At 51.7% G+C, this 9,350-nt stretch carries 11 protein-coding genes; 5 read left to right on the plus strand and 6 right to left on the minus strand.

Annotation, left to right across the window (positions count from 1 at the left end; genetic code table 11):
• The first annotated feature begins 133 nt into the window (after nucleotides 1-133).
• Both A3844_RS19995 and A3844_RS20000 read left to right on the plus strand, forming a co-directional pair.
• Complete coding sequence (locus tag A3844_RS19995; RefSeq protein WP_083606942.1) at nucleotides 134-694, plus strand: hypothetical protein; 561 nt, start codon at nucleotides 134-136, stop codon at nucleotides 692-694.
• 87 nt (nucleotides 695-781) lie between these two features.
• On the plus strand, nucleotides 782-2,131 hold the full coding sequence (locus A3844_RS20000) for a metallophosphoesterase (protein WP_074108328.1): 1,350 nt from the start codon (nucleotides 782-784) through the stop codon (nucleotides 2,129-2,131).
• Nucleotides 2,132-2,208: 77 nt separating this feature from the next.
• Here A3844_RS20000 and A3844_RS20005 read toward each other — a convergent pair whose 3' ends face one another.
• The 5 genes from A3844_RS20005 to A3844_RS20025 all read right to left on the minus strand — a co-directional run bounded on the left by A3844_RS20005 (nucleotide 2,209) and on the right by A3844_RS20025 (nucleotide 5,743).
• Nucleotides 2,209-2,760 (minus strand): hypothetical protein, encoded by a 552-nt coding sequence (locus A3844_RS20005; protein ID WP_074085396.1) that lies wholly within the window; start codon nucleotides 2,758-2,760, stop codon nucleotides 2,209-2,211.
• A gap of 31 nt (nucleotides 2,761-2,791) precedes the next feature.
• A complete protein-coding gene (locus tag A3844_RS20010; RefSeq protein ID WP_074108320.1) occupies nucleotides 2,792-3,919 on the minus strand; it encodes a DNA alkylation repair protein in 1,128 nt (375 codons plus the stop codon).
• Nucleotides 3,920-4,078: 159 nt separating this feature from the next.
• Nucleotides 4,079-4,786, minus strand: coding sequence for a hypothetical protein (locus A3844_RS20015; protein WP_074108321.1), 708 nt, complete (start codon nucleotides 4,784-4,786; stop codon nucleotides 4,079-4,081).
• Nucleotides 4,787-4,830: 44 nt separating this feature from the next.
• Nucleotides 4,831-5,364: a hypothetical protein gene (locus tag A3844_RS20020; protein ID WP_074108322.1), complete on the minus strand. Its 534-nt coding sequence runs from the start codon at nucleotides 5,362-5,364 to the stop codon at nucleotides 4,831-4,833.
• 25 nt (nucleotides 5,365-5,389) lie between these two features.
• Nucleotides 5,390-5,743: a DUF3139 domain-containing protein gene (locus tag A3844_RS20025; protein ID WP_074108323.1), complete on the minus strand. Its 354-nt coding sequence runs from the start codon at nucleotides 5,741-5,743 to the stop codon at nucleotides 5,390-5,392.
• A 153-nt stretch (nucleotides 5,744-5,896) separates the two neighbouring features.
• On the opposite strand from A3844_RS20025, the gene A3844_RS20030 reads away from it, so the two are divergent.
• Both A3844_RS20030 and A3844_RS20035 read left to right on the plus strand, forming a co-directional pair.
• Nucleotides 5,897-6,115 (plus strand): hypothetical protein, encoded by a 219-nt coding sequence (locus A3844_RS20030; protein WP_074102556.1) that lies wholly within the window; start codon nucleotides 5,897-5,899, stop codon nucleotides 6,113-6,115.
• Between the two features lie 215 nt (nucleotides 6,116-6,330).
• Complete coding sequence (locus A3844_RS20035; protein WP_074085402.1) at nucleotides 6,331-6,528, plus strand: hypothetical protein; 198 nt, start codon at nucleotides 6,331-6,333, stop codon at nucleotides 6,526-6,528.
• A 228-nt stretch (nucleotides 6,529-6,756) separates the two neighbouring features.
• Here the strand turns inward: A3844_RS20035 and A3844_RS20040 are convergent, their stop codons facing one another.
• Complete coding sequence (locus tag A3844_RS20040; protein WP_074108324.1) at nucleotides 6,757-7,728, minus strand: pectinesterase family protein; 972 nt, start codon at nucleotides 7,726-7,728, stop codon at nucleotides 6,757-6,759.
• 368 nt (nucleotides 7,729-8,096) lie between these two features.
• Between A3844_RS20040 and A3844_RS20045 the strand changes: the two genes are divergently transcribed.
• Complete coding sequence (locus tag A3844_RS20045) at nucleotides 8,097-9,098, plus strand: LacI family DNA-binding transcriptional regulator (RefSeq protein WP_083606944.1); 1,002 nt, start codon at nucleotides 8,097-8,099, stop codon at nucleotides 9,096-9,098.
• The last annotated feature ends 252 nt before the right edge of the window (nucleotides 9,099-9,350 follow it).

The following is a 9,350-nucleotide window of genomic DNA, read 5'->3' on the forward strand; positions in this document are numbered from 1 at the left end:
TTTACCATTTATAGAACGTTCGGTAAATATTATACCCCAACCTATGAGTAATCTCACATTAATTCCGCACTAATCATTCTATATTAAATTTAAAGCATGTCGCATAGTCCCATACCCCAAGGAGGATATTCACATGAAGAAGCTAGCAGCCTTAGCAGCAGTATTCGTTCTGACATTGCTTGTCGGATGCGGAAACTCTGCGAACAATAATACGGCAGGCACCAACACGCCAGCGGGCAACGGAACCGCCAGCAATGCCACTGCTGCACCTGACGCTGTAACCTCGGCTTCCGTGGTTGACAACGGAGAGGATTTCAAAAAAGCGATCAGCAAGGACGGTACCTGGATTGCTGCTACCCTTAAGGATCTGACCTTCACGGAGGATCTCGTCGTCGACGGCCAATTCATCCACAAGAATGAACCGGCACGCAAGATCGCGCTGTACACGCAGGATGCAGATCACAACATCACCAACTCTTTTACCCTGACCGCACCCAAAATCACCATCAAAAGTGAAAATGCCCGAATTCAGGGCGGCACCTTTGTAGGTGACGTATATGTGGAGGCGAAAGGTTTCAATGTTGTGAATGCAACCATCAAGGGCAATGTCTATTTCTCCGATGAAAAGTACCAGGCCACCTACAGTGCATCGGACCAGGGAAAAGTAACGGGTGTAACAGAAGTTAAAAAATAATGTATAGGTTTCCGCACAAGGTGTTTCTCTAAAGGCATATTTGCCCGGGGAAGCACCTCTTTGCAGGTTATGGAGAAAGAGGCTATCATGCATATTTCATTCCGCAGGTTCGTGCTTATCCCGGTCCTGCTCACCGTGGCTTCATGCAGCGGGCAAGAGACTACGCCGCAGCAATACCGGATTCAATCCGGTCATAATCTGACGATCATGACCACGACAGACACACACTACCTGTCCAAAAGCCTGACTGACTTCGGCCCGGCCTTCAATCAATTTCTCGCCGCCGGAGACGGTAAGCAACTGGGGTACAGTGAAGAAATCATTAGCGCACTGGGCCATGATATCGAAATCCGAAAGCCGGATGCGCTCATCATCAGCGGGGATCTCACCAACAATGGGGAAAAGCGCAGCCATAAGGATCTGGCCAAGCGACTAAAAATCATTGAACAGAATACCGGAACAAGGGTATATGTTATTCCCGGTAATCACGATATTCTGAATCCCTGGGCGCGCGAATTCAAGGACGAGCGGCAATATATGGCGGACAATATCACTCCAAAAGAATTCCGCAGCCTCTACCGCGCCTTCGGGTATGACGAAGCCTTGCTTAACGATAAAGATACCCTGAGTTATCTGGCAGCCCCCTCTGAGGATCTCTGGCTTCTCATGCTGGACACCAGTCAATACGCTAACAATTCAGCACTTGGTCACCCCCAGCTGGATGGAAGAGTCCCTCCTTCCACATTGCAGTGGATCGATGAATGCGGAAAGCTGGCCTCAAGCAGTGGAGCGCATATCATAGCGGTCATGCATCACAGTCTGCTGGATCATAGTGACTTCATTCAAGAGGGCTTCACAGTTAATGACAATGCACAGGTGGTCGACGCCTTGAAGCGGAACGGAATTGCCACTGCACTCAGCGGACATATCCATATTCAGGACATCAGCGAAAATAGCGGGGATGGCACCAGCATTTATGATATCGCGGACAGCGCCTTATCCGTGTATCCTCATCAATACGGAATGCTGAAGTACTCTTCTGCGGATCACACACTTGACTACAGCACCTCCAAGCTGAATATGGAGCTGTGGGCAGCTTCTTCCGGCAGCAAGGACAGTAATCTGCTGAACTTCGGCACCTATAGCGAGCAGAACTTCAGAAAGCGTTCCTCTACCCGAAGTTATGCCCGGCTGTCGGAGGATGAGGCTTATGACAAGTATTCAGACGCTGAGCTTCAGGTCATGGCGGATCTGGTGGGACGGCTCAACGAAATTTATTTTGCCGGCACAGCCAAGACTGACCTTCCGGGGGTGATCGCGTTAGACGGCTTCCGGCTGTGGCAGAACGCACCCTCAAGCGGACTCAAAAGCTATGTGCTTGGAATGGCTAGACGGGTTCCCAAAGACAACCATCAGCTTCACATTAAGCTTCCATAGCGGTAGCCGCAATACTTTGTCAGCCGAAAAAAGCGGAACCCCGCTGCTAAGGGTTCCGCTTTTATGTGTGTAGCCGATTAATCATATCCCCCAACCGCTTCAGGAAGCGCCTGGTACTCGGGTCTGCTCTGGACCAGCTTCACGATCTTAATCCGCAATGCTTCGAATCTCTTGGCATCGGCTGTGATTTCGCAATTCGCTTCACTCCAATTGAGTGTTTCCTGCTGACCATTCACCTGAATCGTCCAGAGTTCTTCGGTGTAGGGTTCACGCCCACAGGTCTTGTCCTTAATCTCCAGCTCCAGGCCGCCCAGCGCATTCATCCCGCGTAGCTGCTGATAAATATCATCCATTTCAGCGTCTGTCAGTCGGAGATTTATTGTCGCTGTACCGTTGGAGATCAAATCCTTCGTTACCGTACCGTTGAAGGTATTAATCTCATTCCGGGCTGTGATGCCATAACGGACAGAAAAAGCGAAGTCCCCGGGCTTCTTCTCCGGCATGGTGACAGCTGCCGGAGGCGACTCAGCCGACTCTTCAGGAGCAGAGCTTCTTGTGTCTCCGCAACCCGCAAGCAGAGTCACCAGCAGGGACAGCAGCATAACCGGATATACCAGTCTTCCGTTCATACCCGGCCCCCTCACATATAAATATACTTAATCATAGCTTCAGGTCTCCAAGGTGCTGCGGCTTCAGCACAAGCACTGCAGATGCGGCTTCACGCCCGTTCACCAGCAGCGTGAGGGTATGCTCTCCCGCATAGTGGCGGCGGGTGGTCAGATCTGCCCAACGGTGAGTCCGTTTTCCGGTCAGCCGGGCGCCGCCGGGAACTGTTTTGTCCGAGAGCAGGAACAGCTTGCGCGAGGTCTTGCCCCCGGCTTTCACAAAATCAATACCGTATTCTACACGTATACGGACCGCTTCCCCCTCACGAATGGAAAGGGCATAAGCCAGCTCACAGCTGTCGCCTATGTGCAGTTCCGCAGGCTCTACAGACAGGACGGCACTGACGGCCAGAGGTGTCTCGTTCTCCTGGCTAGCATAACCAAAGAGGGCCATGATCTCAGGGTCCGCTTTGCGGATCAGTGTGCGGCATCCATGGCGCACAATCCAGTCCGTGTGCGCACTCACACCCTTCCAGCGCCGTACGGTATCCATCACAACTTCGGGATGGTCCTTGGCAATGTCGTTCAAATTGTTCGCCACACTCTTGCGGACGTACAGCGAAGGGTCAGCCTTCAATTGTTCCAGCACCGGCAGCACCGGCGACGGGTCACGCTTGAACATGGGCAACGCCTGCCCCCAAGGCAAGCGGGGCCGGCTTCCTTCACTGGACAGCCGCCGTACATGCTCATTGGGATGCTTCGACCATTGCAGCATCTGTGCCATCATCCGCTGCGGGTCACGCAGCAGAAAGGGGCGGACAGCGAATTCCGCCGATGATCTGGACGTGAAGCGCTCCAGTGCTGTCATGGACAGCTCAAAGTGTTCATCGCTGGCACCATACACCTCGACGAAATCGGGGAAGAACAGATAAGGGAAGCCGACACATTCTTCATCTATCGCAAACAGAATCTCCAGAGCATCCTCATACCGCCGGGGCAAAAAGGTTCCCAGCGTCTCCGTGATCCGCCGCATCCGTCCTTTAAGCTCCAGCGCCTCCCAAGGGTCACGCATCGCTGCAGCGACAAAACCCTCAAGGTCGAAACTGCCGTGTACTTCCTTCACCTTCGTGCCGAAGCCGCGCAGAAATTCCTCGTTGTACATTGCTTTTAGCGGTTCTGCCATTGTTGTCTCCTCCTGACGGTTCTCTGTCTCATTATTCCGTTTCAGTGTAGCCAGAAAATCGTAGCATAACTAACCGGACAGCTTTATGTCATATTTCGCTGAGCAGACCTTTTTCAGAGCATCAATCATTGCAACTCACTCATAGTGTGAATCCACTTACTATTCATGTGTTTTTACAGTTCCAGCCAGACCTGTTCCTGTCTCGTGGTCCCCGTCCGGTCCCGCAACCACAACACTGCCGCTCTTCAAATCCACAATGCGGCTTCTTGTGTCAGCCTTGGAAATGTACAGCGGCTGACCATTTGCATCTATACAGTAGGAGATGGGGATGGACACTCCGCAATTCCGGTAGGAGCCGTCAGCATGACTGGTTCCGACGACAGGACATTTATATTTCACTGCAATCCGTGCAGCCTCCTCTGTCCACAAAGCAAACTGTTCTTCACTGAACATGCCCACGCCAATCGGATGGGCTATGAAATCCAGAGATTCGGCTTGCCCCTCCAGCCCGTTCAGTCCCTGTAAGATCTCCACACACAGCAGATAACCGATCTGCATACCTAAGGCGTCAGCTACTGATGGAGTATACAGCTCTCCTTGCATGGGAGACTTCGCCCGTTCAAGGAGAATTTCTCCACCGGGCCCAATCATTAATGCCCGGTCCTTGTGGTTCTCATCTCTATAGCTGGTAATCACCAGCTTTCGGTGCTGCCTGGCAAGGCCGCGAAGGGTCTGCACACTGCCCGGATCCGTCACATATCCTTCAGGATAGAGTACCGCATCGCATAAATTGGACCACTGCCGCAGCTCTTCTTGCAGCTTCAACAAACCAGCTTCGTGGTACGGCTGGGAGACCAGCAATCTCATCGGGATTCCTCCATAAATTTTACTTTTTAGCGTTCAAACCTTCTTCAGTTCAACAACGCTTCGACTTCATCCATGCTCTTCTTGGCCCTGCTGTTCAACCCCCGTTTGTCTTTGAGGCCCAGCTGCTCCAGCTCATGACCCGGATCGACCACAAGAGGCTGCCTGGTGACAGATTGCAGCAGCTCAGCGGCGGCCCGGCAGGCGGTGAATAACTGCTCACGGGACAATACTTTTTTATGGGAGCGGATGATGCCCACCAGGTTTTCGGAGAACCGCAGTCTGACGATGCTGTCTGCGCTCATGAGATTGCGTGAAGCAAACGATACTATCTTTTCCGCCATTTCAGGATTCGGATATTGCCTGGAAAGCGTCTCTAGCGTGTCCACAGCTTCCCAGTCGCGGATCGACAACTGCTTCAGATATCCCGCAATCATATCCTCTGCCCATTGTTTTTCTGTTTCTTTGTCGACCTCGTACTGCTTATACTGCTGCAGCACACCTTCACGGTGCATCTGTATGGGGTTCCCCAGATAACGGGTGAACAGTTCCCTGGCTTGCTCTGTGTTATTTTTTTCCATGCTGCCGACCGCCTTAATCTTGTATTTAATCCAGAGGAACGTAATGCTTCAAGTTCTTCTCCGTGACCCCCTGGTCCAAGCCTTTCCGGGAAATCTCGTGGCTGAATTGTATCACTCCAGCGTGTGCAAAATAAGTATACTCCACCTCCGGCTCGTCTCTAAACTTGACATGTACAACAAACGGTGGGGCCTTAATGGTCCATTTCCCTTTTACCGAAGCAATTTCCGGCCGGGCATAGCCCATTTCTTCTGTCAGGTAGACTTTGACCCTGTGGGCATAGACTATGGTGCCAATCCTTGCATAAACGATGGGAGTCAGCACGATGAGCAGTCCGAGGACCGTCAGCGTAATAACAAGTGTCTTTTTTGCAGCGCTCATGCATTTTTTCCTCCTTCACTTGAAACACAAAGCGTTATTTTCACAAATCCTGCAAATTAAATCCTATTTTCAAAATGCAAAGGCTGTCGTATTATAGATAAAAAGCTTTTGTAGCTAGACGCGCTAAAGCGAATGAACGGAGGAATATCAGCCATGCCGCAGACACTCGTTAAAAATGTTGATTTTTTTGTCGCCGCACTGTCGCAGACCTTTGTGTCCGCGTTGCAGCTCGATCCTGACGGAATGTATTCCCAGGTGGGGATCGGAATCGTGGAAAAGTTTGCCGAAGACTATGTGCGTCTCAAAAGATTCGACGGCAGTATATCCCACTACGACCGGGAAATCACGAAATTTCAGCATAACAAAGCTTAGCCTCCATATTATTACATTCCGCTTTAAGCATGAATTTCCTGCTTTCTCCAATTGAAGGACCTCCACGAAGGACCTCCAGCTCTATAGCTTTCGCCTTTGCCAAATGCTGCTTCCCGATGCACACTGGTTCAGATCCGTCCATATGGTGTACTCGTTACATAAGATAGGCGTTTTGGACATATTCTAACTTCGGCAGCATGGAAAGGAATGAGAGTATGAGTGACAAAGAGAAATTCAAAGACAAACCGAGCGCCGGTTTTAATCAGATTCCCGATGCGAGCAGACCTGGACAGACGGCATCTACAGACAAGCTGGATGATATCGTCGGAGGCATTATGGACAATGTGCAGGAAACTCTTACAGGAGATTCTCCTAAGGATGCCGGCCAGAAAGATAAAGCCAAGGATAAATAAAATCTTATGAAAAAGCGGACACCTGAGAGGATCAGGTGTCCGCTTTTTTGGGGGTTGCCACGGCAGCGGCAAACCGGGTTATTGCATGATTGAGAAGATAGAACAGTAAGGGGACCAGCAGATTCAGCAGCATCCCCTTGTACAGCTTCAGCAGTATCGAAAAGGACGCTTCTCCTGCATGCTGCCGTCCATGATCAGGGACTCGAAGTCAGGCATGGTCTCTGCTGTCTAGCTATGGGTACCCACCCTCTTCCAGAAATCCGTACCGGCAAAAATCTGTGCTTTGCCTGGTGCCTCCTCAGACATATCAGGCAACAGCGCCCAATCGGCACGCTGTCCCCGCAAGGGATCATCACCCGCCACACCGTATTCGCAATATCTCACGGTCCGTTCATTATGCGGATCATCCCAATGATCCCAGCCCCGGGGATCAATATGTCTGCCGTAGCGGCAATTCACAAGTTCGGTCTGGGCGTAACTGCGCCATGGCCGTCCCAGGTAGACCCCGGTTACGCCTGGATCAGCCGTTAAGAAGCACCCGCTGAAAATATACCCGTATTCCTGACCCTCGGGCGTGGACGCTGCCGTTATGTATCCCTCACCCTGGCCGTAATGTAGCAGACTGCGGATTTCACAATGTTCGAAATAGGCTACTGCCCCTCCAAAAATAAAGTCCACTGTTCCCTCAATATAACAATGGGTATAGAGCTGGCGGCAGCGGTCATGCCGCTTTTTGAGCGGGATGCCGCCGAAGGGTTTGCCCTCCTTAGTCGCAGGAGGCAGCGGTCCCGTTAACAGGGTATCCTGATATCCCTTGAAGGTACAGTTGCGGAAGACCGTCTCGTCACAATGAGCATATACCGCCACGGCCTGCCCAATATCTGTTCCCTGTCCGGCCGTATTGGCAACCGTCAGATTCTCCACAACCAAACGGTGTCCCCCAAGGAAGAGCGTCGGGGTGGCAAAGGTGGTGATCTCTTCACCTGCGGCGTCCAGTTCCCTGGCATACCGGTTCATGGTAATTACCACGTGGCCAATGCCGATAATCCGCAGATGGGAACGGTATATCCTTACCGTTTCCTCGTATACACCTGACAAAATATACAGCGTTCGTTCTTCATCCTCCGGCTGAGATTCCAGCGCATTTACTGCTTCCTGTATGGTATGAAAATCACAGAAGGCTTCTTTTCCTACCAGCATCTGTTCTTCCTCCTCATCCATCGACTTCACGTACAGGCCTGGCGCATCAGGTAGGCCTGTTCTCGTATTCTCCACAGACCTGCAGGAATGCGCCTAAGCCTTCTTGGTCATTGGTGATCACGGGTGCATTGATATAATAGGTAAAACTTCCTACTCGACGGGCCCGGCGACCCAAACCGGCTACCTGGCAGGTTTAATTCAGATTCAGGAGGCTCTCATTTATCTCAGGCAAGCAAATAAATTATAGCGCCAGAGATGGCATTCTGCCACAAAAATTTTAACGTGTGCATTTTAACATTTCCTTGACTTGACCGTGTGGAAATCGTAAACTGAAATCGTTAACAATTCTATTTTCCCGGAGAGATATTATGATCACCATCAAAGACATTGCACGTGTCGCCGGCGTCTCCCATACGACCGTTTCCCGAGCGCTGAACGGCAGCCCGCTGATCAAGAAAGTAACCCGGGACAAAATCGAAAAAATCGCCGCCGAAATGAACTATGTGCCCAACTACAGCGCCAAGAGCCTGGTGACCAAAAGATCCTTCACCATCGGTCTGTTCTTCTCCAGTATTGAACAGGGGACCTCGGCCAGCTTCCTGGTCGATGCAATCAAAGGAATCAGCCATATCTTGGATGAGAACTTCAACCTGACGGTCAACGGTATTGACGGCGTTCACAACTTCGGCAATATTCAGCCGCAGCGTTTTGACGGCATTCTGGTCATGAGCCAGAGCGACGAGGATAATGCCTTCATCTATCATGTGAAGAAGATGGGGATTCCCCTGGTAGTGCTGAACCGCCAGCTTGAAGATCCCGGCATTATGAACGTGGTCGCAAATGACCGTGAAGGCGTGAAGGCAGCCATTGATTATGCTGTCCGGCAGGGACACCAGAAATTCGCTATTATCGAAGGCAAGCCTGGCTTCAAGTCATCGAGCGAGCGCAAACAGGGCTTCATGGACAGCCTGATTGCCCATCGTCTTCCGCTGAACTCCGATTACTTTGCGGCTGGAGACTACAGCATTGAGAGCGGATACGCGGCAATGGCTGCCCTGCTCCTGCTGGAAGATCCGCCGACAGCGGTGTTCTGCTCCAATGACGATATGGCGATTGGCGCGATGAACGCCTGCTACGCCCACAAGGCCGATGTTCCGGGCCAGATTTCCCTCATTGGATTCGATGATATTATGTTCGCCCGGTACACGAATCCAGCCCTGACCACAGTCCGCAAACCCATTACAGAGATCAGCGAGCTCGGCACCAAAATGCTGGTACAGCTGCTTCAACAGCCGGAGACCAAGCCCCAGCAGTTGTTCGTGAATACTGCGTTAGTCACCCGCCAGACTGTTGCCGGGCTACAGAAGTAATGAGCCGGTATACGGAGGCTGAAGCAAGCGGAACTCCATGTGCAGCCGGCTGCCAAAGCGGATCAAGAGTGATTGACTTGTGAGTAAAGAGTGCTGGCGAGCAGGTAAGGAGTGCTGACGAGCGGGTAAGGAGTGCTGGCGAGCGGAACTGAAGCCATCCGCAGTGTAGATCAGGAACGGGCTGGGGGAGCGGGGCAACAGTTTGGGACGCAGCTCTCCCCTGAACCCACTTACCCCACTCACCCCACTCAC

This window comes from Paenibacillus helianthi, assembly GCF_001909055.1.
Taxonomy (GTDB): Bacteria; Bacillota; Bacilli; order Paenibacillales; family Paenibacillaceae; genus Paenibacillus_AQ; species Paenibacillus_AQ helianthi.

Coding starts and splice junctions, on each gene's coding strand:
- A3844_RS19995 (WP_083606942.1), top strand. CDS start 134: ATGAAGAAGCTAGCAGCCTTAGCAGCAGTATTCGTTCTGACATTGCTT.
- A3844_RS20000 (WP_074108328.1), top strand. CDS start 782: ATGCATATTTCATTCCGCAGGTTCGTGCTTATCCCGGTCCTGCTCACC.
- A3844_RS20005 (WP_074085396.1), bottom strand. CDS start 2,760: ATGAACGGAAGACTGGTATATCCGGTTATGCTGCTGTCCCTGCTGGTG.
- A3844_RS20010 (WP_074108320.1), bottom strand. CDS start 3,919: ATGGCAGAACCGCTAAAAGCAATGTACAACGAGGAATTTCTGCGCGGC.
- A3844_RS20015 (WP_074108321.1), bottom strand. CDS start 4,786: ATGAGATTGCTGGTCTCCCAGCCGTACCACGAAGCTGGTTTGTTGAAG.
- A3844_RS20020 (WP_074108322.1), bottom strand. CDS start 5,364: ATGGAAAAAAATAACACAGAGCAAGCCAGGGAACTGTTCACCCGTTAT.
- A3844_RS20025 (WP_074108323.1), bottom strand. CDS start 5,743: ATGAGCGCTGCAAAAAAGACACTTGTTATTACGCTGACGGTCCTCGGA.
- A3844_RS20030 (WP_074102556.1), top strand. CDS start 5,897: ATGCCGCAGACACTCGTTAAAAATGTTGATTTTTTTGTCGCCGCACTG.
- A3844_RS20035 (WP_074085402.1), top strand. CDS start 6,331: ATGAGTGACAAAGAGAAATTCAAAGACAAACCGAGCGCCGGTTTTAAT.
- A3844_RS20040 (WP_074108324.1), bottom strand. CDS start 7,728: ATGCTGGTAGGAAAAGAAGCCTTCTGTGATTTTCATACCATACAGGAA.
- A3844_RS20045 (WP_083606944.1), top strand. CDS start 8,097: ATGATCACCATCAAAGACATTGCACGTGTCGCCGGCGTCTCCCATACG.